Consider the following 23,782-nt stretch of genomic DNA (forward strand, 5'->3'; position numbering starts at 1 on the left):
CGCGCACTCATGTCTCGGCAGCCCGAACTGGAAGAGCGTACCGACGCCATCCGCCGCGCTCGTAGAGTGCGGCGGATCATGGTGCAGATCCCGTACTTCATCGTCGTCGGGATCATTGCGGTGGCCGCCGTGCTGGTGCTTTTCGGCTTCTGGCGCAAGGGCACCCTTGTTTTCAGCGGGGCGCTGCTGGTCGGTGCGGTGTTCCGGGCGATCCTTCCGGTGACCCGGGTCGGGTTGCTGCAGGTGCGCGGGCGCTTGTTCGACGTCTTCGCGATGACGACGATGGGGCTGCTCATGCTATGGCTCGCGTCGTCCATCGCGGCACTCGGCACCGACTGAACCTGTCGGTCGAACGACCGAACTTCCCCAGCGGTGGCGTGGTCACCGCAAGCCAAGGTAACGTTTTGGTATACAGTGGTGGGAATAGTTCTTAGCCGAGCAAAGCGATGGGGCAGCCGATCAGTTCTCCGGAATTGCTAACAACAGAGGTCACCGATGTCAGCGCGACGTTGGGGGTATCCGCGGGTCGTGGCATGATTCACGTCGCGCGGCTCGGCATCGACTCCGCGGGCCGCAGCACCGTTGAAAGCCGCGTCCTCGACGTCGAACCCGCAGACGGATTGAATCAGGCCAGTCGGGTCAATTCCGCGATCGACGTGATGCGTACCGCGACCGCCGACACCGCGGCGTCGTCGATCTGTGTGGCCGTCCGCTCCGACGACGAATACACCGAGCTGCACCGCGGCACGGGCAGCCGTCGCCGCGTACGCGTCGTCGATGAGAACGCCGCCACCGTTCGGTACCTGTCGGACGCCGGACTGCTCTCGTCGTACGACTCTGTCCTCGTGGTCGACTGCGGCGATTCCGGTATGACCCTGTTCACCACGACGTCGGGCGAGGACGTCACCGACGTCGTGCGGGTTCCCGACCTGTCCGGGCAAGAACTCGACCGACGCCTCGCCACGGCGATCGGGCCCGCGCACGGATGGTCCAAGCGACCCACCGACGAGCAGGTCGCGGCGTGCCGCACCGCCAAAGAAGAGCTGTTCAGCGTCGAGGCGCGGCCGGCGTCGGGACAGGTGCAAGTCACCGACGCCGACGTCGAGCTAGCCGCGGAGCCGCTCATCGATGCTGCGGCGCAACAAGTTTCGAAATATGTCCGACGCCGGGACGCGCGGCCGCAGGTGGTCGTGGTGGTCGGTGGACTCGCCAATATTGCGCACATCGTGGACGGAATAGGTCGGGCGGCGGACGTCGCGGCGATGGCTGCGCCGATGCCCGAACTCGCCGGCGCGCTGGGCGCCGCACTGATCGCCCGCGAAACCGATTCCGGCATAACGAGATTGGTGACCATCGGAGGTCGGCGTAACCGCGATTGGCTGTCCACCGCGCCGTTGGTGGTCGCCGGTGCGGCGATCGGCGTGATCGCGATGTCGGTGTACGCCAGCGGGGCACTGACGAATCATGAAAGTCCGTTCATTCCAGCGACTCCCAGTTCGCCGAATATCTCTGACGCGTCGATTCTGACTACCCGGACGCCCGTCGACAATGACTACGGCGAGGCGACGCTCACTCCCGAGACCACGGAAACCGGCACCGGCCCGGGCGGCTGGGCGACGACGCGCCTCGACCCGACGACTCCCGCGCGTACCCGCACCCTGGTCCCGACGACGCTGCCGCCCACCACGTCGACCACACCCACGAAGTCGCCGGATGCGTCGAGTAGCGACAGTTCCACTCCGTCGTCGGCGCCGCGGATTCCGTTCGTCCCGTCGGGAATTCCATTGCCGCCCAATTTGATTCCATCCGGACTGATCCCGTCGCCGTCGCCCGCGCCGCAGCCGCAGAATGCGCCGGCCGGCGAGCAGACGACTCCGGCGCCGAAACAGACGCCCCGATCGGTGGCGCCCGCCGCGCGATCGGGCACCCGGCACGCGCCGCCGCACAGCACACCGGAACCACCCGAGGTGCCGCAGCGATAGAGCGGGGGGTGGCTTGGGTTCTCCGTGTCGCCGCCCCCTCGTTACACCGAAGCTCGTGCCTCGCTTCGGCACTCGGGGAGCGGGCCCACCCACTCCGCTGGTTGAGCCGGGCCGGAGCGTTAGCGAAGGGCCGTGTCGAAACCACGCGAGCCGACGCTGTCAGCGCACGACACACCTTGCGGCAGTGGGGAACTCGGCCCCCACCCGCTCCTAGCGTCGCGCCAATTCGATTGTGCGGGTGAGTAACTCGGCGACGGCGTCGAACTCGGTGAGGAAACCGTCGTGACCGTCGGGGGAGTCGATGACGTGTAGGCCGCCGACGCAGTTGCCGAGTTTGTCGGCGAGTTCGCGTTGCAGCCGGATGGGGTAGAGACGGTCGGATTCGATGCCACCGACGACAACCGGGACCGTGCAATTGCGCAGTGCGGCATCGATACCACCGTTGTTGCGCCCGACGTCGTGGTGATTGAGGACGGTCGACAGCACCACGTAGCTGCCCGGGTCGAAGCGGGCGATCAGTTTGTCGGCCTGGTGCTCGAGGTAGCTCTGGATGGCGTACCGGCCACCCTCAAGGGGCTGCTCGGCGCGCTGCGCAAGGTTGGCGAACCGTTCGTCGAGTTCGGCTTCACCGCGATAGGTGAGATGCGCGATGCGCCGGGCGATGCCCATGCCGGTGGCCGGGCCGGCGCCGGTGCCGTAGTAGTCGCCGCCCTGCCAGTCGGGGTCGGCGGTGATCGCCGCGATCTGTGTCGTCTGGGTGCCGATCTGGTCCGCGGTGGCGCGAGCGCCTACCGCGAGAACAAGTGCGGCACGCACCCGATCGGGATAGGACACCGCCCACTCCAGCGCCCGCGCGCCACCCATCGAACCGCCGAGAACTGCTGCGGCGGAACGGATTCCGAGGGCATCGAGCAACGTCACCTCGGCGCGCACCTGATCTGCGACGGTGAGCTGCGGAAAGCGTGACCCGTACGGGCGACCGTCGGGGTGCGTGCTGCCCGGGCCGGTGGATCCGTCGCAGCCGCCCAGCACGTTGATGGCGATGACGCACCATTCGTCGGTGTCGACGGCGCACCCCGGACCGATCAGGCCGTCCCACCAGCCGGCCATCGGGAAGATGTCGTTGGCCGGACCGGTGACATGCGAGTTGCCGGTCAACGCGTGCAGCGCGAGCACGACGTTGTCGCGTGCCGGCGACAACGTGCCCCAGCGTTGAAACGCCAGGGTCACGTCGTCGATCGTCGACCCGCTGTCCAGCGGTATCGACCCCACTTCGACGCTGTGCAGAACTGCATCGGCAGACGTTGCCCAGCTGTCGAATGTGTTGTCGCCCAACGGGGCGGCGGGAAGGTCGATACTCACGGACACCTATGGTCTTTCTCTGTTGGTCGAGCGGGTTGAAACGCGGCTACTTGGCCGCGGCGAACCCCTGCTCGAGGTCGGCGAGGATGTCGTCGATGCCCTCGATGCCGACTGCCAGCCGCACCAGGCCCGGTGTGACGCCCGCGGCCAGCTGCTCTTCGGGGGTGAGCTGGCTGTGGGTGGTCGACGCCGGGTGGATGACCAGCGAGCGCACGTCGCCGATGTTGGCGACGTGGCTGTGCAGCGTCAACGCATCGACGAACTTCTTACCGGCGTCGACGCCGCCGGCCAGCTCGAAGCTGATGACGGCACCGGTGCCCTTGGGCGCCAGCTGAGAGCCGAGAGCGTAGTACTTCGACGACTCGAGGCCGGCGTAGTTGACCTTCTCCACCTGCGGGTGGCTTTCCAGGAAGGCCGCGACCTTCTTGGTGTTCGCCACGTGCCGCTCGACGCGCAGGCTCAACGTCTCCAGGCCCTGGGCGAGCAGGAAGGCGTTGAACGGGGCGATCGCCGCACCGGTGTCGCGGAGCAGCTGCACGCGCGCCTTGAGTGCATAGGCGGGCGCGCCGAGGTCGGCGAAGACGACGCCGTGGTAGCTCGGATCCGGAGTGGTGAAACCGGGGAACAGGTCCTCGCCGTCACGCTGGACACGCCAGTCGAAGGTGCCGCCGTCGACGATGACGCCGCCGATCGCGGTGCCGTGGCCACCGATGTACTTGGTGGCCGAGTGCACGACGATGTCGGCGCCGTGGGCCAGCGGGTTGAGCAGGTACGGGGTGGCGACGGTGTTGTCGATGATCAGCGGAACACCGTTGCGGTGCGCGACCTCGGCGACAGCCGGGATGTCGAGAACCTCGATGTTCGGGTTGGAGATCGACTCGCCGTAGAACGCGCGCGTGTTGGGGCGAACGGCGGCCTGCCACGACTCGGGATCGTCCGGGTTCTCCACGAACGACACCTCGATGCCGAACTTCGGCAGGGTGTAGTGGAAGAGGTTGTAGGTGCCGCCGTAGAGCCGCGGGCTGGAGACGACGTGCCCGCCGGTCTCGACGATGTTCTGGATCGCGTACGTCTCGGCGGCCTGACCGGACGCGACGAGGAGCGCTGCGACACCGCCTTCGAGTGCGGCGACTCGCTGCTCGACGGCATCCTGCGTCGGGTTCATGATGCGGGTGTAGATGTTGCCCGGCTCGGCCAGCCCGAACAGGTTGGCCGCATGCTGGGTGTCGTTGAAGACGTACGACGTGGTCTGGTAGATCGGCAGTGCGCGAGCATTGGTGGCGGCATCGGCCGACTGTCCGACGTGGATCTGCTTCGTTTCGAAGCTCCAGTTGGCGGTCGGATCCACTACGGCGTCGGTGGTGTCAGACATTTCGGTGAAGTCTCTTTCTCGGTCGGTGGGGGTTACCCCTGTTGGGTCCGACCTTCGGACCCGCGCTTGCCATGCGCCGCGCATCGTATCGATGCCGGACACACAACCGGGTCATCACCCGGAGCACCCCACCGCGGAAGGAGGGTTGCTGATCAGCCAGCCGGGGCTTGGTGCTGATGCTCATGACCTGGCGTCAAGGGTATAACACTGATTTCGGTTGAGATGAACCCTCTCGATCACCGCGAGGAAAAGTCGTGTCGCGCTCATATGGCTGCTGAAGTCGGAGTCCGGCGGTGTGAGCGGCGTCGACGTCGGCGAGTATCGTGATCGGCAAAGCTTGCTCGGTCGGGAGGAATGTTGAACGTCGAAGGCTGTTGGTCAACGGTCATCTGCAATGCCGCTGAGCGTGCCGCCGTCGGATATCAGGGGCCCGAGTGGACCCTGCAGTGTCGACTCTCCTCAGGTCATGACGGCCATCACGCCACCGACGGGGACCGGGGTGCCGCGCACATCCGACGCCGCTGGCTGGAGTGGACGGACTTCAGCGAATACCCGCACTCCCTGCTCGAACGAGACCCGTGCGCGGTCGTCGGTCGCGCCGGGGAACCGTGCCAGTTCTACCAGGGCCACGGTGGATTGCACTTCTATGCGCCGGTCGCATCTCCGCCGTCGCCGTCTATCCCGCCGGTGCGTGAGCCGGCTGCGACGGCACTCATGTCGACGCCTGCACCGCGGGGATCCGGCCCGTCGATGCCGTCCGCGCCCAGCCCGGTACCGGTTCCGCCGACTCTCGCACCGCAGGCGACCGGCATGCATGCGACGGGCCTGCATTCGGCGACGTCGCATTCGGGCAAGTACCCGCTCGGCACCCACGCCTCGCGGGCGATGCCGCGCCGGACGCCGACCGACCAAGCGGCTCCCGGTCCGGCGCCTGGGCGCCCAGCAGAGTACCGGGGCGGGCATCGCAGCGCCGACGAGCCGAGCGCCGACGCCGAGCTCGCCGACAAGCGAAACAGTAACGGACACAAGCGCATCGACACGATCGAGCGCATCGACGCTACGATCCGCGAGAGCATGGAATTGCTTGAGTCCGAGCAGCGTAGTGTCGCCACACCGACCATCGCCGAAGACATCAGCGCTTCCGAGGCCGCGATGATCAGTGACGCACTGCTCGGCGTCGCGACCGCTTTCGAGCGGCTCGCACAGGCGTACCAGGCTATCGGGCGGTAGTCGCCACGCCTGCGCCCGGTTGAGCGAGGGGGCGGCGCGGCAGCTTGGCGCGCAGTGCAACGAGGTCCCGCGCGTGCGCGTCGAGCGCGATGTCCTCGTCGGAGACCGGGATCCAGCGTCGGACAGCGGTCGCGTCACCGTCGGCGTCGATCGCTGCGACGATGGTGAGGGAATGAGCGCAGTCGCGCATCACACCGGTATGCGGGTCGCCGGCCCGTACGTGCACGGAGATATGCATCGTCTGCTTGCCGGTGTGGATCAGCCGCGCGTCGAGTTCCACGACGTCGCCGATGTGGATGGGCGCGTAGAAGCGGATGCCGCCGACGTACGCGGAGACACATCGACCGCCGCACCAGCGGGCGGCGCTGAGGTAGGCGGACTCGTCCATCCATTCCATGACGCGGCCGCCGTGGGCGTTGCCGCCCCAGTTCACGTCGGTCGGTGCGGCGAGAAACCGGGTCTGGGAGCGCGGCGCGGTCCCGGCGTCGGAGTAGGTCACCGTCGACATCGCGGCTTCGATGCGCTTGCGGACGGGGATGCGTGAGGTGGCGTAAGCCTGCGCGGCCCGCTCGGCGTCGGTCTCCGGAATCCATTGCGGCACCGGGCGGGGCCGCTTGTCGTCGCCCATCGCGACGAAGATGACCAGGCACTCGCTCGCCACGGTGAACAGTCCGGTGAACGGGTGCGCCGAGCGGACCGTGCACGCGATATGCATGCTCGACGTCCCGGTGTGCACGAGCGACGCGGTGACTTCGACGATGTCGCCGGGCTCGATGCCGCGGGTGAACGTGATGTTTCCGAAGTAGGCGGTCACCGAGTATCCGCCCGACCATGCGGCGGCGCAGGCGTAGGCGGCCTTGTCGATCCAGGACAGCAGGCGACCACCGCGAACCGCGCCGCCGAGAGTCGTGGCGTCGGTGGGTGCGGCGAGGAACCGCAGCGTGATTTCGCGTTGTGGGGTGACAGACATGGATTTCTCCTGACGTACGCAGTGACTCAGCGATCATCGATCGGCCGGGAATCTCTCGGCCGGCCGGCACGTCGTTGTGAGAATGTCGCCACACAACGGTTACACACGTCGGGTGTTACTCGGAAGTCAGTCGATTCCGGAGAGATCGGCGACCGACCAACGCACCTCGGTGATCGCCGGCGCGACGATCACATCGGCGATCGCGGCTTCGATCTCCCGGTCGTCACGTTCGTCGGTGAGCGCGGTGACGGTGATCCGGACACCCTCGTCGTCGGGGAGATCGCGTGCGGCGATGGATTGCACGGTGAGATCGGGTCGGGACAGGGCGTCGAAGACCAGACGTCGTATGTCGGCTTCGGCGTCGGTCGGGCACCGGACCTCGAAGATGTACTCGGCGGGCGAGTCCTCCCGACTCTCCCGATGTTGACGATCTAGTAGCCGACCCATCGGGCGCAGGATCATGTTGGCGGCGATGATCGTCCCCGCGCCCGCCAGCGACACCCACAGCATTCCGCCGCCGGCGAGCGCACCCACCGCGGCCGACGCCCACAGGGTCGCCGCGGTGTTGAGGCCCGACACGGTGGAGCCCTGCTTCATGATCACCCCGGCGCCCAGGAAACCGATGCCCGAAACAATCTGGGCCGCAACCCTTGTCGGGTCGCCGTGGCCGGCGAACGAGTAGGCGCCCAGCACCACGAACAGCGCTGAGCCGAGGCTGACCAGTGCGTTGGTGCGCAGCCCCGCGGAACGCGACCGCCATTGCCGTTCGAATCCGATCGCCGCGCCGAACAACAACCCGGCACCGATCCGTATCGCGACCTCCCACGGTGTCATCGGTATCTCCTTCAGATCCACGTCCGGTAGCGGCGGATGAACCGACGCTTGGCGTATACGACCACGGCACAGTAGACGGCGAGGGTCGCCGCCAGCCACGGGAAATACGACCACGGCAGCGGCACCAGGCCGAGCCCCTGCCCCCACCCCGAAAACGGCAGGACCAGGCCGAACAGGCACACCAGTGCCGTCGCGATCAGCACCGGTCGACTCGCCCGGGACAGCCGTGGCGACGACGTCGCGCTACGCAGCAGATGAACGATGAGTGTCTGGGAGATGATCGACTCGACGAACCAGCCGGACTGAAACAGCGCGGCATGCCCGGGTGTGTCGGCGCCGAATACGAACCACATCAGCGCGAAGGTCGACAGATCGAAGATCGACGACACGGGGCCGATCCGAATCATGAACGGCGCCAACGACTTCGAGTCCCAGCGCCGCGGTCCTCGGACGTCGTCGGCGTCCACCGAATCCCAGGGCAGGGTCAGCATGGACAGGTCGTAGGCCAAGTTCTGCACGAGCACCACCAGCGGAATCATCGGCAGGAAGGGCAGCAGTGCACTCGCGGCGAGCACGGAGAACACGTTGCCGAAGTTCGACGACGCGGTCATCTTGATGTACTTCATCGCGTTGACCAGGGTGCGGCGTCCTTCGACGACCCCGTGCCGCAGCACCGTCAGGTCCTTTTCGAGAAGGATGATGTCCGCCGCTTCCTTGGCGATGTCGACCGCGGTGTCCACGGAGATCCCGACGTCGGCGGTCCGCAGTGCCGCCGCGTCGTTGATGCCGTCCCCGAGAAATCCGACGGTGGTGCCGCCGGATCGCATGGCCTCGACGATCCGGGCCTTCTGGGTCGGCGATACCTTCGCGAAAAGTGTTGTCGCGACGGCCAATTCGTGCAGTTGCGGCAGTGTCAACTCGTCGGTGGCGGCACCCAGCACCGGATTGCCCGGGTCGAGTCCCACGGCCCGACAGACCGACGAGGCGACCAGCGGGGTGTCTCCGGTGATGACCTTGACCTCGACACCGGCATCTGCGAGCTCGTAGATCGCCTGTGCCGCAGTGGCTTTGGGTGGATCGAGAAAAGTCAGCAGGCCGTGCAGGGTCAGTCCGGTCTCGTCGGCGGGGGAGTACCTGTCCCGATGCTCGACGCGTGCGCTGGCGACGGCCAGCACGCGCAGTCCCCGGCGGTTGTGCTCATCGACGATGTACTGCAGCCGGCGTCGCAGCGCATCGTCGATCAGGTGCGCCACGCCGCGGAACTCGGCGTAGCGGCAGACCGCGAGCATCTCGTCCCACGCGCCCTTGGTGACGATGAGCCGATCGGGCTCACCGTCGTCGACGACGACCGACAGCCGCCGCCGGTCGAAGTCGAACGGGATCTCGTCGACCAGTCGATTGGTGGCGATGATCTCGGCGATCGTGTCGGGTCCCGCGGCGTCCAGGATCGCGGCGTCGAGGAGGTTGCGCAGCCCGGTCTGGAATGCGGCGTTGAGCGTGGCACGACGCATGGTGAGCGTGCTGTCGTTTCCGCTCAGGCCGACGGCGGCGTCGAGGGTCATGTGATCTTCGGTCAGGGTGCCGGTCTTATCGGTTGCCAGTACGCTCATCGCGCCCAGGTTGGCGATCGAGGCGATCTTCTTCACCACCACCTTCCGCTGCGCCATCGCACGCGCGCCCTTGGTCATCGTCGCCGTCACGATGAGCGGCAACATCTCGGGTGTCAGACCGACCGCGGTGGTGACCGCGAACAGAAATGCGCTGGTCCAGTCTTTGGTGAGGCCGTTGATGACGAACACGAGTGGCACCATCAGCGCCATGAAGGTGACCAGGGTGTAGCTGACCCGCCTGATCCCGGCATCGAACGCCGTCGCGCCCGAGTCGGTCTGCAGCGACGACGACAGCGTGCCGAAGTAGCTGTCGTCGCCGGTGCCGACGACGACGGCGGTGGCTGAACCGGACACCACCGACGTGCCCAGAAAGCCGACGTTGGTGGCTGCGAGCAGGTCGGTACCGGCAGGCTCGTCGAGGGCGTCTGTGGTCTTCTCGGCCGGCTCGGACTCGCCGGTCAGCATCGACTGGTTGACCTGCACGCTGTTCACCGACAGGAACCGGATATCGGCGGGGATCATGTCGCCGGCGGCCAGCGTGACCAGGTCGCCCGGCACGACGTCGGCGATCGGTACCTCGCCGCTGATCCGAACCGGTCGGCGGTAACCGTTGAGCTGCGTGCGGGTCACCGTCGTCGTGGTGGCGACCATCGTGGCGAGCCGTTCGGCCACCCGGGACGTCCGCCGCTCCTGCCAGAAGCGAAGTCCCACGCTGATCGCCACCATGACGGCGATGGTCGCGACGCCGGTGTAGTCGGGATCGGCGGGCATGATCACGTCGGTGAAGGTCATCACCACGGCGAGGCCGCACAGGATTAGGATGAAGGGATTGGCGCAGGTGCGGGCGAGGTGCGACAGTGCGGGCTCGGGGCGTTGATGGTGAACGACGTTGGGGCCGTGGAGGTTTCGAAGTTCGATGACCTGTTGGCTGGACAGTCCGCGCGTGGCGTCGGAGTGCAGCGCGGCGACCACGTCGTCGGCGCTGCGGGTCACCGCGTCGTGCAGTGGGAGACGGCGCTCGCCGGTGGCGGCGTCCGCCGACTGCCGGGGCTGTTGCGGGAGAGTGGTTGGGGCAGAACGAAAAGTACGCATGAGTGTGTCACCTGACTGGTGGGAAGGTACTGCGGGCACGACGAATTGACCCGCGTGGGCGGGGTTCGTCGGAGAGACTTCTCAGCGCGACGCGAAGTCGCGCGAGGCGGCACGGGCCGCCGCGGCTAATCGACTAGCGGGATCGTCCATGCCTCACCTCCTCGCGACAGGCCCATTCGATGGGCACGCCAAAAACGTTGCGGCACAGGTGATTCGAGTCGATCTGACCGGAGTCGCCTCCACGTTGAGCTTTGGCACTGCACGACGTAATCCGCACCGCGGTGCGGCAGCCACTTTGGGTCAACCCTTAATCCGGGAGGACCTGTCCTAACCTTGGGCGTCTCTCGACGTCGTGAGATCAGTGGCCTGTATTCGTGCAGGAGCCTCGCCTAACGAAGCGCTGCATAGACGACGATAGCCGCACCCGGCGCAAATGCCAAGTGCGGCTATCGGATTGACGGAGGGAGAAATGATGCCGTGTTGCGACTCGGCTTCGCCTCGCTCAACCGGCGGGGCGGGCCATCGGTGAATCCGGCTCGGGAACTAGATCGTCGGCGGCGTCGCGACCGTCTTGGACAGGTACAGCTGCTCGCCGATCCGGTCCATCAGCTCGAGCTGTGTTTCGAGATAGTCGATGTGGTGCTCTTCGTCTTCGAGAATCTTCTCGAGGAGTTTCGCGGAGGTGATGTCGCCCTTGTCGCGGCACATCTTCACGCCGGGCCGCAGCCGCTCGACGACCTCGACCTCGATCTTCAGGTCGGACTCGAACTGTTCGCGCAACGTCTGTCCGATACGCAGCGGCAGCAGCTTCTGGTAGTTGGGAAGGCCTTCGAGAAACAGGATGCGGTCGGTGAGGATCTCCGCGTGGGTCATCTCCTCGATGGATTCCTCGCGTGTCTTGCCCGCGATCTCGGTCAGGCCCCAGTTGGCCTGCATCTTGGCGTGAAGAAAGTATTGGTTGATAGCCGTCAGCTCGCTGGTGAGCTGCTCGTTCAGTAGAGCAATGACCTCGTCGTCGCCGCGCATGATCTCTCCGTTCGGTATCAGTGCCATGGTGGTTTCTCCTCGCGGTGAGCGAGGTGCACGATATTGAACGTAACACGCAAAAACCCCGCGCGTCGGGCGAATCAATCCGACGTGCGGTGCGACATACAGTGAGGTCAGGCTGCCTTTACCGCCCTCCTGAGGCCACAGATTCCTGCGCGAGCGCAGACCATTTCATCGAGTCTGTCCAGGCAGGTGCCGCATCCTTCGCCCGCGCCGCAACGATCCCCGATGGCGTCGACGCTGTCGGCGCCATCGTCGAGGTAACTGTTGACTTCTTCCTCGGTCACACCGCGGCAAATGCATACGAACATGTTGGCAACTTCCTCCGAGCAGATTAGGTAAGGATTACATAGCGAAGGGTGTCCTGACAAGGGTTGCCTTACCTTTTGTACGTTTCGGACTTCGGCGCTGTGAACGACCTCACCCACCGAACCGGGAAGAACGCCGCCGTGCGGCCGGTTGGGTAATGGGTGCCCGCATCCATATCCATTGACGCTTCCACCGACCCCACATCGATCAGCCCAGTCAACAGCGCAGCAGCCACGACGATCACCGATCAAGCTCGACGATCCGCCATGATCGCGATGGCCATGGGCGGTTTCGCGATCGGAACCACCGAATTCGTGGCGATGGGGCTACTGCCCGACATCGCCGAATCGCTGCACATCACCGAACCGACGGCCGGTCACGTCATCTCCGCTTACGCACTCGGCGTCGTCGTCGGTGCGCCGCTGATCGCGGCACTGACCGCCCGCATGTCGCGCCGCACCCTCTTGGTGGGACTGATGGTCGCGTTCGTCGTAGGCAACGCGGCGTCGGTCATCGCGCCGAGCTACGTCACGCTGATGCTGGCGCGGTTCGCCGCCGGACTGCCGCACGGTGCCTACTTCGGCGTCGCGGCCCTGGTCGCCGCGCACATCGCCAAGCCCGGCAACCGGGCGAAAGCCGTCGGGCAGGTGATGCTCGGACTGTCGATCGCGAACGTGGCCGGGGTGCCCGTCGCGGCATGGCTCGGTGCACGATTCGGTTGGCGGATCGCATTGGTGCTGGTCGTCGTGATCGGCATCGCCACCGTCGCCGCGCTGATCCGCAGCCTGCCGTCGTTGCGCGACATGACCGTGACCAACCCGATGACCGAACTCGGCGCCCTGCGTCGTGGTCAGGTATGGCTGACGCTGCTGATCGGCACGGTCGGCTTCGGCGGGATGTTCGCCTTCTACACCTACCTCAACACGACACTGACCACGCTCGCCGGACTGTCGGCCGGCTGGGTTCCGTTGGCGCTGGCGCTGTTCGGGCTGGGCATGGTCGCCGGCAACATCGTCGGCGGCATCGCCGCGGACCGCAGCGTCGGCTGGAGTGTGTTCGCAGCGCTGGCGTCGGTAGCGGTCGCGCTGGCACTGTTCTCCGTCGTCGTGCAGATCGCGTGGCTGGCACTGGTGGTGACCTTCCTCGTCGGCGCTGCGGGGTCGTCGCTGGTGCCCGGCCTGCAGACTCGGCTGATGGACGTCGCACAGGACGCGCAGACGCTCGCTGCCGCGCTCAACCACTCCGCCCTCAACATCGCCAACGCGCTCGGCGCCTGGCTCGGCGGGGCGGTGATCGCCGCCGGACTGAGCTACCGCGCGCCGTCGCAGGCGGGGGTGCTGCTCGCTCTCGCGGGTCTCGTCGTGCTCGGCATCGCCGTTGTCACGAGTCGGCGGAGCGGACGACCCGTCGCGGCGTGAGTTGTCACACCCCTTGGGTAGCGTGGTGGCGTGCCAATCATCACCACGGTCAACGTCAACGGAATCCGCGCGGCGGTCAAGCATCGTAACGATCGCAATCACGGTCTGCTCCCTTGGTTGGCCGCATCTGACTCCGATGTCGTTGCGCTGCAAGAGGTTCGGGCCACCGAAGCCGAGGCGCGCGACGCGTTGGCGCCGGCCCTCGACGACGGCTGGCACCTGGTGATGGACTCCTCGTCGGTGAAGGGACACGCCGGCGTCGCACTGCTCAGCCGCGTCGAACCGAGCGTCGTTCGGGAGGGCATCGGTAGCGCGGAATTCGACGCCGCCGGCCGCTACATCGAGGCGGACTACCTGCTGCCGGGCTCGTCGGAGCCGATCACCGCGGGCAGCCTGTACCTGCCGAAGGGGGCGGTCGATCCCGCGCTGACGCCGAAGGCGACCGAGAAGGACGCGGAGAAATTCGAGGAGAAGAAGCGGTTCCTCGCCGAGTTCGCCGATTTCCTCGGGCGTCACGCGGCGTCGGGACACGACGTCGTGGTCGGCGGCGACTGGAATATCGCGGCCGCCGAGAACGACATCAAAGCGTGGAAGACCAACAAGAAGAGTCCCGGCTTTCTGCCGCATGAGCGGGACTGGCTGGCCGGACTGTTCGCCAACGGCTGGCACGATGTGCTGCGCGAGCTCGTCGGCGACGAGCCCGGCCCGTACTCGTGGTGGTCGTGGCGCGGCAAGGCCTTCGACAACGACTCCGGGTGGCGCATCGACTTCCACCTCGCTACCGATTCGCTGGCGCGGCGTGCCGTCAAGTCGTATGTCCACCGGCCCGACGCCTACGACCTGCGCTGGTCCGACCACGCGCCGGTGACCACCGTCTTCGGCTGAATGGGTGCCCGGAGGAGGCCGATCCGCTCGAATCGCCGGCTTCGGCATCTGAAAGACTGGGCTCATGACACGCGTGCTCTCGGGCATTCAGCCCACCAGCGACTCCTTTCACCTCGGTAATTACCTGGGTGCGGTGCGTCAGTGGGTCGCGTTGCAAGACGAGTTCGACGAGGCGTTCTACTTCATCCCCGACATGCACGCCATCACGATGCCGCACGAACCGAAGTTGCTGCGCGAGCGAACGCGCCGCAGTGTCGCGCAGTTGCTCGCGGTGGGCATCGACCCCGAACGGTCCACGATCTACGTGCAGTCCCACGTGCCGGAGATCGCCCAGCTGACCTGGGTGCTGTCATGCATCACCGGTTTCGGCGAGGCCAGCCGGATGACGCAGTTCAAGGACAAGTCCGCCAAGCAGGGCACCGACGCGGCCGGCGTCGGACTGTTCACCTACCCGATCCTGATGGCCGCCGACATCCTCGCCTTCCAGGTCGACGCGGTGCCGGTCGGTGAGGATCAGCGTCAGCACCTCGAGTTGACGCGAAACTTGGCTCAGCGCTTCAACTCTCGCTTCGGCAAGACACTGCGGGTGCCCGAGGCCTACATCCCCGCCGACGTCGCCAAGATCTACGACTTGCAGAACCCGACTGCGAAGATGAGCAAATCCGCCGACTCCGACTCGGGACTGATCAGCCTGCTCGACGACCCCAAGCGTTCGGCGAAGAAGATCCGCTCCGCGGTCACCGACAACGACCGCGTCATCGCCTTCGACCGCGAGAACAAGCCCGGCGTGTCCAATCTGCTGACGATTCAGTCGGCGCTGAACGGAACGTCGATCGACGACCTCGTCGCCGGCTACGAGGGCAAGGGCTACGGAGACCTCAAGGTCGACACCGCCAACGTGCTCGCCGAGTTCGTCGCACCGTTGAAGGGGAAGTTCGACGAGGTGCTCGCCGACCCGGACTACATCGACCGGATTCTCGCCGACGGTGCGCAGCGTGCGCGTGAAGTGTCGGCGAAAACACTTGCCGGAGTCTATGAGAAGGTCGGTTTCCTCGCACCGAAAGGCTAGTCATGCCAGACCGCGTCAAGCAGTGGGTCATGCATCTCGTCGAGGTGTGCAAAGCTCTCTTGGCGCGGGTGCGCGCCCGGTTCGGGCTGATCGACCACGGGATGAAAACGCAGGAGCGCTATACCGTCGAGCAGGGCAATGTGTTCGCCGCCAGCCTCACCTACCGCACCGTGCTGGCGTTGGTGCCGGTGATCATGGTCGCCTTCGCCATCGGCGGTTATGTGCTGGCCTCGCGGCCCGACGTGATCGCGTCGATGCAGCAGTCGATCGTCAACTCGGTGCCGGGTGACCTCGGCACGCAGCTCAACAAGATCATGACGTCGGCCATCGAGTCGCGCGCGACAGTCGGTGTGATCGGCCTGCTCGCGGCGGCGTTCACCGGCATCGGCTGGATGACGGCGCTACGCGGCGCGCTGACCCAGATGTGGGGTGGGCAGCCCGAACGCAACGCGGTGCTGTCGAAGGTCTTCGACCTCGGCATGTTCCTGCTGCTCGGGCTGGCGTTTCTGGTGACCGTCGCCATCTCGGCGCTCGGCGACGGCCGACTGCTGCGGCCCATCCTGTCGTGGGTGGGATTGTCCGGCGAGGGCTGGGTGCCCTACGTCGTCAAGATCATCGCGTATGTGGTGTCGATCAGTGCGAGCACCGTGTTGTTCACCGTCGTCTTGTCGAAGATTCCGCTGGTGGACTTGCCTTTTCGACGGGCACTGATCCCCGGACTGGTGGTCGCCGTGGTTTTCGAGGTGGTCAAGGCTGGCGCGGGCATCTACTTCTCATCGGTCACCAGCAGCCCGGCGGGCGTCGCGTTCGGCCCGATCCTCGGCCTCATGGTGATCTCCTACCTGGCCGCGCGAATCCTGTTGTACGCGAGCGCGTGGTGCGCGACGGCCGCCGCGAACGAGGAGTTGCAGATCCCCGACCAGGCCGATGCGACGCCGCCGCCGGTGCGATTGTCACCGGTCTACGACGTGCACCCGATGCCGGATCCGAAGACCGTGCTGGCTGGCGTGGGAGTGGGTGCGATCGTCGGGTACCTGTGGCGGGCGCGACGTCGGGATGAGCGGCTCGGTCCCTGACTTCTGCGCTTACCCGACCGTCTGAGGGCACCATCCCCCCGGACCGACCTGTGTTGTCAGAACACGGGGTCATCGAGGCGCGATCCGTGTCCGTCGTCGATGGCGATCGACGCGGGTGATGGCGCGGATCTCGGCAAGAACTTCAGGCCAGTGGTTGAGCACGTCGACGAAGTCGATGCGGATGACAAGCCACCCGCCGATCTGTGACCAGCGGTCGCGCCGATAGTCGTTGCGCCGCTGGCGAGGCGAACTGTGATAGCCCTCGGAGTCACATTCGATGATGAGACGGCCGATCACCAGATCGACCCGCCCGACCTTCGGAATGTAAACCTGGCAGTGCACTCGAAAGCCCAACGACTGCAACCGAAGTCGTGCGAAGGTCTCGGTACCCGACTCGGCGCGGCCATTGGTTCGATCGAGCGCGCGTCGCACCTCGGACGGCACGTGGGGCCAGGCGGCGAGCAGTTCGTCGACGGTGACGAGGCGTCGATTCAGGGCGCTGTCGACCGCAGCGATCCACTCCTCGGTGGACATGCAGTGGTACGCACAGGCGAACGCGGCGGGCAGGGCATCGACCGGCTGATCTGTCGGCGGGACGGGACCGAACGGGTGACAGCGTCTGACGCCCGCGGTTTCGCCGTGGCGACTCAGCCGCACGTGCAGCCCCGGGCAGCAGTTCTTGGCGACCCAGATGCCGTACATGCGTAGAGCAGATACGCAGCTGAGTACGCCACCCGCGCGCACCGCGGCGACGACGGTCGGGTCGGCGCCTGCCGCGGCGTACCACCCGGGGCGCAGTGGGTTCAGGTCGCCGCGCTGCGTCGCCTTGCGGATATCCCAGTCGGTAGATCCGCGAGCTTTGAGCTGTTTGGTTCGATAGACGTGCCAATCCATACGAACTTGGACGCGCCGACGAGGGCTTATGGTTCCATCGATTTCCGGTGTGTGCGGGCGCGACGATTTCTGTATGCGCAGGGCTTTCCGAGGGCGTCATTCCCTCGGACGAGCCGGTGTAATCAGAACCCAGGGTTCACCCTAACGGCGGTTGATTCGCAACCCGGCCGCGGCGAGCAGCAGCGCGACCAGGGCCACCAGTAAGCCGATCAGCAGTCGCTTGGCCCAGCTGGTCTCCTCGCTCGGTGAGGCAGCACGCTGGACGGTGTCGACGTGTGGCGCCGCGGTCGTCGCACTCGTCGTGGGCACCGTGGTCGTCGCGCTCGTCGTGGTTGTGCTGCCGCTCGCCTCCACCAACTGCCCGACGGCGTGCTCGGCGGGCGCCGACTGACCGTACTCGAACATCAGCTTCGCCTGATCCCAGTAGTCGCTGGAAGTGCGGGTGTTGAGCCCGTACATCATCACGATGAGCACCCTGCGCCCGTTGCGGTCGGCGGCGCCGACGAACGTCTTACGGGCGTCGTCGGTGAACCCGGTCTTGCCGCCCAGCATGCCGGGGTAGTCGTCGAGCAACAACGCATCCTGCGACTGCATGAGGTAGCCCGGATGGTCTTTGTCGTCGGGGATCGCCGGGTTGCGCGGATAGCCGGGGAACTGGAACGTCTTCGTCGAGATGATCTGACGGAAGGTGTCGATCTGCATCGCGGCACGGAAGATCAGCGCTTCGTCGTAGGGCGACGTCGACATTCCCGGAGCGTCCAGGCCCGACGGCGACGCTGCACGGGTATCGAACGCCTGCAACGACTTCGCCGCGTCGTTCATCTTCGTCAGGGCCTCGGTGGTGCCGCCCAGCTCGCGCGCGAGCGCGCTGGCACAGTCGTTGCCCGACACCATCAGCAGTCCGGTAAGCAGTTCGCGAATCGTGTAGCGGCCGCCGGGACCGGTGCCGCAGGAGTCGCCTTCGGTGCTGTAGTCCTCGGCGGTCACCGAGACGGTCTTGTCGAGATCGAGTTCACGCAGCGACACCAGCGCCAGCAACACCTTGATCGTCGACGCCGGGCGGTACCGTCCGTGCGGGTCTTTCGCGGCGAGTACCTTGCCCGTGTCGAGGTCGGCGATCAGCCAGCCGGCCGGAGCCATCGTCGCCAGCGCGGGTGCCGCCGACGCCGTGACGATCCCGCAGCGTGCCAGTTCTTCGCCGCCGACGGTAGGGGAGTGGACCGGCAGAGCTGCCGGCACGGTGTCACCCGGTTGGGGCACCTCGGACGTGTCGACGGCGGGCGGCGTGTTGACTTTGTGCGGGCAGTGGTCGGTCGGGTAGGGCTCGGCGTGAGCGGGCACCGGCGCCCATCCCACCACCCCGCAGAGTGCGGCGACGGCGACCACGATCGCGATCCTCATTCGCAGCGTCGTCGTCGACCGGTGGCGGGGTTGCGCTGTGACGTGGCTCATCGCCGGATAGTCTAATCAGTACACGTCGGGAACCTTCACCTCGGTGGATGCGTCGAGTGTCTGGCCCTTGAAGAACGAACTGTTGTGCGCGCAGCAGGCGAGCATCAGCGGAATGCCCAACACCAACATGCCGACGCCGAGGATGAAGACGCCGCCGACGCCGTGAAACGACGTCGAGCCGTAGTCGGGTTTGATCATGTCGACGGCGCTCTTGACGAACGCCCAGGTCATCGCGATACCGCCGAGCAGTGGAAACAGGCCGCGGAAGAAGAAGTTGCGCGCCGAGGTGAACAACGATCGGCGGAAGTACCAGACGCACGAATACGCGGTGACTCCGTAGTAGAACGCGACCGCGAGGCCGAGCGACGCGATCGAGTCGGCGAGGGTGTTCTGGCTCGCGACCGACAGCACCAGGTAGAAGACGAGCGCCGACGCACCCATCACGGCGGTGCCGAAAGCGGGTGTCATGTAGCGGGGGTGGACGGCGGCGAACCGGTCCGGGATGGCCTTGTACACAGCCATCGACAGGGTGCCGCGCGCGGTCGGCAGGATCGTCGACTGCGTCGAGGAGATCGCCGACACGCTCACGGTGAGCAGAAGTGCGCCCGCCATGAATCCGCCGGCCACGGGCTCGCCGAGGATGGTCAGCACGTCATCGACGTTATCGGGGTTGTTCAGTCCGATGCCGGTGGTGCCGAACCCGGCGAACGACTGTACCGCGTAGGCCACCAGGACGTAGGTCGCGACCAGGATGAGGCAGGTCAGGACGGCCGCCTGCCCGGGTGTCTTGGTGGGATCCTTCGTCTCCTCACTGATGGCCAGACACGCGTCCCAACCCCAGTAGATGAAGATGCACAGAATCACTCCGGCCGCGATCTGCGACTGGCTCAGGCCGCTGGGCCACAACCACGACAGCTGGGGCGAGACCGCTTGTGCGCCCGCGGTTCCCGCGCCGACCTTCACCAGTGCGAAGATCGACGCGGCGATCAGGACGGTGAACTGGATGAACATCAGCACCGACTGCAGCCGTTCGCTCAGCACGATCCCGCGGATCGCGGTCCACGTCATCGCGATGATGAACAGGCAGCCCAGGCCGACCTTGGCCCACAGATTCTCGGCGACGGAATCGAGTCCGAGGAACTTGAGCAGGTACACCGCGGCGATCTCGGCGACGTTGGCCAGCACGATGATCGCCGAGACGGCCAGCCCCCATCCACCGATCCAGCCGATCCACGGACCGAAAGCCTTTGTGCCCCATGTGAATGTCGTGCCGCAGTCCGGGGTGTCCTCGGCGAGTTCCTTGTAGGCGAAGGCGACGAGCAGCATCGGGATGAAGGCCAGGACGAAGATCGCGGGCGAGCGTTCGTGGACCGCGGCGACGACGAAACCGAGGGTGGCCGCGAGACTATAGGCAGGCGCGACGGCACCCAATCCGATGATCACGTTGCCCAGGAGTCCGATCGACCCGACGGCGAGTCCCTTGTCCCCCGGATTGGTCGGCGGCGTCGCCGTGGATGAGGATTCGGTCATTCCCACGCTCCTTGGATCGTCACAGGTGCGTTGATCCTATGGAACCGAACGTCGATCGGCGCGGCAATGACCGATTTTGGTTGCCGTCACCGGTGCGGTGCGGCGGCGTCAGCGGCCTCGACACAGCGGGCGATCGCGTGCGCATGGCTGACCCGTTCGCGCGCGACGACTCGTCCGTTCACCGTGATCCGGCAGCCCGCCAGTCCGCCCGCGGACTGCAGATACACCGCGAGATCGACCAGCGCGGCGCGAGCCGTGTAGGTCAGTGTCTGCGACCATTCGCCCGACGCCGCGTCGAACGTCACGAGTCGCGGATTACGTTGTGTGCGGGGGTGATTCGCGGAGTCGGTCCAGCCGGCCGCAAGGTTGTGCTCGGCGTCGGAGACGAGGGTGATCGCAATGCGGTCACCGCTGGCGGGCGGTGTCGGGGCGGCGTGCGCCGACGGGACGAGCCCGGCCGTGAGGAGCGCGAGGCTGGTGATCATGGTGGCGAGAAACGTTTTCATGCGTTCTTGGACGCAGCGCAGCCGCGTTTGGTTCCATCGAAAATGCGCGACGTCCCGCCCGGCGTTGCCGGACGGGGCGTCGAACATGCGAATTCCCTAGCGCGAGAACATCAGTGCGCGCTTGACCTCTTGGATCGCCTGTGTCACCTGGATGCCGCGTGGGCAGGCGTCGGTGCAGTTGAAGGTGGTGCGGCAGCGCCACACGCCGTCGGAGTCGTTGAGGATGTCCAGGCGCTCCACAGCACCCTCGTCGCGGCTGTCGAAGATGAAGCGGTGCGCATTGACGATGGCGGCGGGGCCGAAGTAGCTGCCCTCGTTCCAGAACACCGGGCAACTCGTGGTGCAGCAGGCACACAGGATGCACTTGGTGGTGTCGTCGAAGCGGGCGCGGTCCTTCTGCGACTGGATGCGTTCCTTGGTCGGCTCGTTTCCGGTGGTGATCAAGAACGGCTTGATCGCGCGATACGCGTCGAAGAACGGTTCCATGTCCACCACGAGGTCCTTCTCCACGGGCAGGCCGCGGATGGGTTCGATGGTGATGGTGACGTCTTTGCTCTTGTCCTTGGGCAGCAGATCCTTCATCAGCAGCTTGCAGGCCAGCCGGTTGACGCCGTTGATGCGCATCGCATCCGAACCGCAGACGCCGTGCGCACAGCTGCGGCGGAAGGTCAGGGTGCCGTCCAGGTAACCCTTCACGTACAGCAGCAGGTTGAGCAGCCGGTCGGTGGGCAGCGCCGGCACGCGGAAGCTCTCGAAGCCCGCGGCGTCGGGCGCTTCCGGGTTGAAGCGGTAGATCTTCAGCGTCACCATGGTCGCCTCGTCGGGGACCGGAGGCAACGGCGGTTCCGCGGAGGCCGCGTTCTTCTCGACGGTGACGGTCATCAGTACTTACGCTCCATCGGCTCGTAGCGGGTCTGGACCACGGGCTTGTAGTCCAGCTCGATCTCGGCCAGCAGACCATCGCCGCGCTTGTAGGCCATGGTGTGCTGCATGTAGTTCTCGTCGTCGCGCTTGGGGTAGTCCTCGCGGGCGTGGCCGCCGCGGGACTCCTTGCGGTTGAGGGCGCCGACGACGGTCACCTCGGCCATCTCCAGCAGGAAGCCCAGCTCGATCGCTTCGAGGAGGTCGGAGTTGAAGCGCTTGCCCTTGTCGTGGACGCGGATGTGCGCGTAGCGCTCCTTGAGCGCCCGGACCTCGTTGAGCGCGGTGGTCAGCGTGTCTTCGGTACGGAACACCGACGCGTTGTCGTCCATGACGCGTTGCAGCGTGGTGCGGATGTCGGCGACGCGCTCGTTGCCGTGCTCCGAGAGCACCGATTCGAGCCATTCGTCGACCATCGTGGTCGGGTTCTCCGGCATCGGGGTGAAGCCGACGCTGTTGGCGTACGCGGCGGCGGCGATGCCGGCGCGGCGTCCGAAGACGTTGATGTCGAGCAGCGAGTTGGTGCCGAGGCGGTTGGCGCCGTGCACCGACACGCAGGCGCACTCACCTGCGGCGTAGAGGCCGTGCACGATGGTGTCGTTGTCGGCGAGCACCTGGCCTTCGATGGTGGTCGGGATACCGCCCATGACGTAGTGGCAAGTGGGGTAGACCGGTACGTACTCGGTGACCGGGTCGACGCCGAGGTAGGTGCGGGCGAACTCGGTGATGTCGGGGAGCTTCTCGTTGAGGACGTCCTCACCGAGGTGGGTCACGTCGATGTAGACGTAGTCCTTGTTCGGTCCGGCGCCGCGGCCTTCGAGAACTTCGAGGACCATCGAGCGGGCGACGATGTCGCGGGGTGCGAGGTCCTTGATGGTGGGGGCGTAGCGCTCCATGAAGCGCTCGCCGTCGACATTGCGCAGGATGCCGCCCTCGCCGCGGACCGCCTCGGAGATGAGGATGCCCAGACCGGCCAGGCCGGTCGGATGGAACTGGTGAAACTCCATGTCCTCCAAGGGAAGTCCCTTGCGGAAGATGATGCCCATGCCGTCACCGGTGAGGGTGTGGGCGTTCGACGTCGTCTTGTACATGCGGCCCGAACCGCCCGTGGCGAACACGATCGACTTGGCGTGGAAGACGTGGATCTCGCCGGTGGCGAGCTCGTAGGCGATGACGCCGGTGGCGACCTTCTCGCCGTCGGCGTTCTCGGTGAGCGCGATGTCGAGGGCGTAGAACTCGTTGTAGAACTCGACGTCGTGCTTGACGCAGTTCTGATACAGGGTCTGCAGGATCATGTGGCCGGTGCGGTCGGCGGCGTAGCACGCGCGTCGGACCGGTGCCTTGCCGTGGTCACGGGTGTGACCGCCGAAGCGGCGCTGGTCGATCTTGCCCTCGGGCGTGCGGTTGAACGGCAGACCCATCTTCTCCAGGTCGAGCACCGCGTCGATGGCTTCCTTGGCCATGATCTCGACGGCGTCCTGGTCGGCGAGGTAGTCGCCGCCCTTGACGGTGTCGAAGGTGTGCCATTCCCAGTTGTCCTCTTCGACGTTGGCTAGGGCGGCGCACATGCCGCCCTGCGCCGCGCCGGTGTGGCTGCGGGTCGGGTAGAGCTTGGTCAGCACCGCGGTGCGGGCGCGCGGGGCCGACTCGATGGCTGCGCGCATTCCGGCGCCGCCGGCACCGACGATGACGACGTCGTAACGATGTTCCTGCATGGTTTCCCTGTGTCTCCTAAGCCGGCCGTGGCTTGAGTTCTAGTTGTTGACGCTGCTGGTGTCGAAGGTGAGGAGCGCGTAGGTGCCCAGCACCAGCACGAGGATCATCGACACGGCGAGCAGGACGTTGAGCCAGAAGCGGGTCGAATCCTTGCGCGAGTAGTCGGCGATCACGGTGCGTACGCCGTTGCCGCCGTGCAGCTGCGCGAGCCACAGCATGGTGAGGTCCCAGATCTGCCAGAAGGGTTCTTTCCAGCGGGCCGCGACGAAGGAGGCGTCGATGCGGTGAACACCGTTGTCCCAGGCCAGCATGATGAACATGTGGCCGATGGTGAGGATGATCAGCGCCAGGCCGGAGAAGCGCATGAACAGCCACGCGTTCTTCTCGAAGTTGCCGCGCTTGGGCTTGCGGGGCGAGCGCGGATTGTCCAGGCTGGCCGGACGGTCGTATTCCTTGATCACGATCGGGGCCTCGGAGGAGCCCGGTGTGGCTTGCGATGCAGTCATT

The 23,782-nt window shown here is 66.2% G+C and carries 21 protein-coding genes and 2 riboswitches; of the genes, 7 read left to right on the top strand and 14 right to left on the bottom strand.

The window, feature by feature from the left end:
- Nucleotides 1–9: 9 nt before the first annotated feature.
- Nucleotides 10–339 (top strand): DUF3017 domain-containing protein, encoded by a 330-nt coding sequence (locus HH308_RS07305; protein ID WP_170193531.1) that lies wholly within the window; start codon nucleotides 10–12, stop codon nucleotides 337–339.
- 107 nt (nucleotides 340–446) lie between these two features.
- Entirely contained in the window at nucleotides 447–1,982 is a 1,536-nt protein-coding gene (locus tag HH308_RS07310) for a hypothetical protein (protein ID WP_170193532.1), read from the top strand.
- Nucleotides 1,983–2,192: 210 nt separating this feature from the next.
- Here HH308_RS07310 and metX read toward each other — a convergent pair whose 3' ends face one another.
- Nucleotides 2,193–3,317, bottom strand: coding sequence for a homoserine O-acetyltransferase MetX (gene metX, locus HH308_RS07315; RefSeq protein WP_211188290.1), 1,125 nt, complete (start codon nucleotides 3,315–3,317; stop codon nucleotides 2,193–2,195).
- Between the two features lie 73 nt (nucleotides 3,318–3,390).
- A complete protein-coding gene (locus HH308_RS07320; RefSeq protein WP_170193533.1) occupies nucleotides 3,391–4,716 on the bottom strand; it encodes a bifunctional o-acetylhomoserine/o-acetylserine sulfhydrylase in 1,326 nt (441 codons plus the stop codon).
- Between the two features lie 57 nt (nucleotides 4,717–4,773).
- A riboswitch (SAM riboswitch) is annotated at nucleotides 4,774–4,904 on the bottom strand.
- A 166-nt stretch (nucleotides 4,905–5,070) separates the two neighbouring features.
- Between HH308_RS07320 and HH308_RS07325 the strand changes: the two genes are divergently transcribed.
- The gene (locus HH308_RS07325; protein ID WP_170193534.1) at nucleotides 5,071–5,946 is read left to right on the top strand and encodes a hypothetical protein; all 876 of its coding nucleotides are present in this window, start codon (nucleotides 5,071–5,073) and stop codon (nucleotides 5,944–5,946) included.
- Here HH308_RS07325 and HH308_RS07330 read toward each other — a convergent pair.
- The 5 genes from HH308_RS07330 to HH308_RS07350 form a co-directional block, all read right to left on the bottom strand.
- A complete protein-coding gene (locus HH308_RS07330; RefSeq protein ID WP_170193535.1) occupies nucleotides 5,933–6,916 on the bottom strand; it encodes an acyl-CoA thioesterase in 984 nt (327 codons plus the stop codon). The genes HH308_RS07325 and HH308_RS07330 overlap by 14 nt on opposite strands.
- Before the next feature lie 126 nt (nucleotides 6,917–7,042).
- Complete coding sequence (locus tag HH308_RS07335) at nucleotides 7,043–7,750, bottom strand: MgtC/SapB family protein (protein WP_170193536.1); 708 nt, start codon at nucleotides 7,748–7,750, stop codon at nucleotides 7,043–7,045.
- Nucleotides 7,751–7,761: 11 nt separating this feature from the next.
- Nucleotides 7,762–10,452 (bottom strand): magnesium-translocating P-type ATPase, encoded by a 2,691-nt coding sequence (gene mgtA / locus HH308_RS07340; protein WP_170193537.1) that lies wholly within the window; start codon nucleotides 10,450–10,452, stop codon nucleotides 7,762–7,764.
- Between the two features lie 230 nt (nucleotides 10,453–10,682).
- A riboswitch (M-box (ykoK) riboswitch) is annotated at nucleotides 10,683–10,856 on the bottom strand.
- Between the two features lie 139 nt (nucleotides 10,857–10,995).
- Nucleotides 10,996–11,478 carry a bacterioferritin gene (bfr, locus tag HH308_RS07345; RefSeq protein WP_170193689.1) on the bottom strand — a complete coding sequence of 161 codons (483 nt, stop codon included), beginning with the start codon at nucleotides 11,476–11,478 and terminating at the stop codon, nucleotides 10,996–10,998.
- Between the two features lie 134 nt (nucleotides 11,479–11,612).
- Entirely contained in the window at nucleotides 11,613–11,810 is a 198-nt protein-coding gene (locus HH308_RS07350) for a (2Fe-2S)-binding protein (protein WP_170193538.1), read from the bottom strand.
- A 264-nt stretch (nucleotides 11,811–12,074) separates the two neighbouring features.
- Between HH308_RS07350 and HH308_RS07355 the strand changes: the two genes are divergently transcribed.
- The 4 genes from HH308_RS07355 to HH308_RS07370 all read left to right on the top strand — a co-directional run bounded on the left by HH308_RS07355 (nucleotide 12,075) and on the right by HH308_RS07370 (nucleotide 16,256).
- Complete coding sequence (locus tag HH308_RS07355) at nucleotides 12,075–13,226, top strand: MFS transporter (RefSeq protein ID WP_170193539.1); 1,152 nt, start codon at nucleotides 12,075–12,077, stop codon at nucleotides 13,224–13,226.
- 30 nt (nucleotides 13,227–13,256) lie between these two features.
- The gene (locus HH308_RS07360) at nucleotides 13,257–14,111 is read left to right on the top strand and encodes an exodeoxyribonuclease III (RefSeq protein ID WP_170193540.1); all 855 of its coding nucleotides are present in this window, start codon (nucleotides 13,257–13,259) and stop codon (nucleotides 14,109–14,111) included.
- Nucleotides 14,112–14,175: 64 nt separating this feature from the next.
- A complete protein-coding gene (gene trpS / locus HH308_RS07365) occupies nucleotides 14,176–15,180 on the top strand; it encodes a tryptophan--tRNA ligase (RefSeq protein ID WP_170193541.1) in 1,005 nt (334 codons plus the stop codon).
- A 2-nt stretch (nucleotides 15,181–15,182) separates the two neighbouring features.
- Entirely contained in the window at nucleotides 15,183–16,256 is a 1,074-nt protein-coding gene (locus HH308_RS07370; protein ID WP_170193542.1) for a YhjD/YihY/BrkB family envelope integrity protein, read from the top strand.
- A 69-nt stretch (nucleotides 16,257–16,325) separates the two neighbouring features.
- On the opposite strand, the gene HH308_RS07375 is transcribed toward HH308_RS07370, so the two are convergent.
- The 7 genes from HH308_RS07375 to HH308_RS07405 all read right to left on the bottom strand — a co-directional run bounded on the left by HH308_RS07375 (nucleotide 16,326) and on the right by HH308_RS07405 (nucleotide 23,781).
- Nucleotides 16,326–17,150, bottom strand: coding sequence for an endonuclease domain-containing protein (locus HH308_RS07375; RefSeq protein WP_170193543.1), 825 nt, complete (start codon nucleotides 17,148–17,150; stop codon nucleotides 16,326–16,328).
- A gap of 141 nt (nucleotides 17,151–17,291) precedes the next feature.
- Nucleotides 17,292–18,602, bottom strand: a complete 1,311-nt coding sequence (locus tag HH308_RS07380; RefSeq protein WP_170193544.1) for a D-alanyl-D-alanine carboxypeptidase — start codon at nucleotides 18,600–18,602, stop codon at nucleotides 17,292–17,294.
- A 15-nt stretch (nucleotides 18,603–18,617) separates the two neighbouring features.
- A complete protein-coding gene (locus tag HH308_RS07385) occupies nucleotides 18,618–20,132 on the bottom strand; it encodes an APC family permease (protein WP_170193545.1) in 1,515 nt (504 codons plus the stop codon).
- Nucleotides 20,133–20,218: 86 nt separating this feature from the next.
- Nucleotides 20,219–20,725 carry an MmpS family transport accessory protein gene (locus tag HH308_RS07390; RefSeq protein WP_170193546.1) on the bottom strand — a complete coding sequence of 169 codons (507 nt, stop codon included), beginning with the start codon at nucleotides 20,723–20,725 and terminating at the stop codon, nucleotides 20,219–20,221.
- Nucleotides 20,726–20,734: 9 nt separating this feature from the next.
- Nucleotides 20,735–21,520, bottom strand: coding sequence for a succinate dehydrogenase iron-sulfur subunit (locus HH308_RS07395; RefSeq protein WP_170193547.1), 786 nt, complete (start codon nucleotides 21,518–21,520; stop codon nucleotides 20,735–20,737).
- Complete coding sequence (gene sdhA / locus HH308_RS07400) at nucleotides 21,520–23,274, bottom strand: succinate dehydrogenase flavoprotein subunit (protein ID WP_170193548.1); 1,755 nt, start codon at nucleotides 23,272–23,274, stop codon at nucleotides 21,520–21,522. The genes HH308_RS07395 and sdhA overlap by 1 nt, the downstream gene beginning before the upstream one ends.
- A 39-nt stretch (nucleotides 23,275–23,313) precedes the next feature.
- Nucleotides 23,314–23,781: a succinate dehydrogenase hydrophobic membrane anchor subunit gene (locus HH308_RS07405; RefSeq protein ID WP_170193549.1), complete on the bottom strand. Its 468-nt coding sequence runs from the start codon at nucleotides 23,779–23,781 to the stop codon at nucleotides 23,314–23,316.
- Between the last annotated feature and the right edge of the window lies 1 nt (nucleotide 23,782).

Source organism: Gordonia asplenii (assembly GCF_012933505.1).
In the GTDB taxonomy this organism is placed as follows: domain Bacteria; phylum Actinomycetota; class Actinomycetes; order Mycobacteriales; family Mycobacteriaceae; genus Gordonia; species Gordonia asplenii.

Coding starts and splice junctions, on each gene's coding strand:
- bfr (WP_170193689.1), bottom strand. CDS start 11,478: ATGCGCGGCGACGACGAGGTCATTGCTCTACTGAACGAGCAGCTCACC.
- HH308_RS07370 (WP_170193542.1), top strand. CDS start 15,183: ATGCCAGACCGCGTCAAGCAGTGGGTCATGCATCTCGTCGAGGTGTGC.
- HH308_RS07305 (WP_170193531.1), top strand. CDS start 10: ATGTCTCGGCAGCCCGAACTGGAAGAGCGTACCGACGCCATCCGCCGC.
- trpS (WP_170193541.1), top strand. CDS start 14,176: ATGACACGCGTGCTCTCGGGCATTCAGCCCACCAGCGACTCCTTTCAC.
- HH308_RS07390 (WP_170193546.1), bottom strand. CDS start 20,725: ATGTTCGACGCCCCGTCCGGCAACGCCGGGCGGGACGTCGCGCATTTT.
- HH308_RS07355 (WP_170193539.1), top strand. CDS start 12,075: ATGATCGCGATGGCCATGGGCGGTTTCGCGATCGGAACCACCGAATTC.
- HH308_RS07310 (WP_170193532.1), top strand. CDS start 447: ATGGGGCAGCCGATCAGTTCTCCGGAATTGCTAACAACAGAGGTCACC.
- HH308_RS07330 (WP_170193535.1), bottom strand. CDS start 6,916: ATGTCTGTCACCCCACAACGCGAAATCACGCTGCGGTTCCTCGCCGCA.
- mgtA (WP_170193537.1), bottom strand. CDS start 10,452: ATGCGTACTTTTCGTTCTGCCCCAACCACTCTCCCGCAACAGCCCCGG.
- HH308_RS07350 (WP_170193538.1), bottom strand. CDS start 11,810: ATGTTCGTATGCATTTGCCGCGGTGTGACCGAGGAAGAAGTCAACAGT.
- sdhA (WP_170193548.1), bottom strand. CDS start 23,274: ATGCAGGAACATCGTTACGACGTCGTCATCGTCGGTGCCGGCGGCGCC.
- HH308_RS07395 (WP_170193547.1), bottom strand. CDS start 21,520: ATGACCGTCACCGTCGAGAAGAACGCGGCCTCCGCGGAACCGCCGTTG.
- HH308_RS07385 (WP_170193545.1), bottom strand. CDS start 20,132: ATGACCGAATCCTCATCCACGGCGACGCCGCCGACCAATCCGGGGGAC.
- HH308_RS07325 (WP_170193534.1), top strand. CDS start 5,071: ATGTTGAACGTCGAAGGCTGTTGGTCAACGGTCATCTGCAATGCCGCT.
- HH308_RS07380 (WP_170193544.1), bottom strand. CDS start 18,602: ATGAGCCACGTCACAGCGCAACCCCGCCACCGGTCGACGACGACGCTG.
- HH308_RS07405 (WP_170193549.1), bottom strand. CDS start 23,781: ATGACTGCATCGCAAGCCACACCGGGCTCCTCCGAGGCCCCGATCGTG.
- HH308_RS07375 (WP_170193543.1), bottom strand. CDS start 17,150: ATGGATTGGCACGTCTATCGAACCAAACAGCTCAAAGCTCGCGGATCT.
- HH308_RS07320 (WP_170193533.1), bottom strand. CDS start 4,716: ATGTCTGACACCACCGACGCCGTAGTGGATCCGACCGCCAACTGGAGC.
- HH308_RS07335 (WP_170193536.1), bottom strand. CDS start 7,750: ATGACACCGTGGGAGGTCGCGATACGGATCGGTGCCGGGTTGTTGTTC.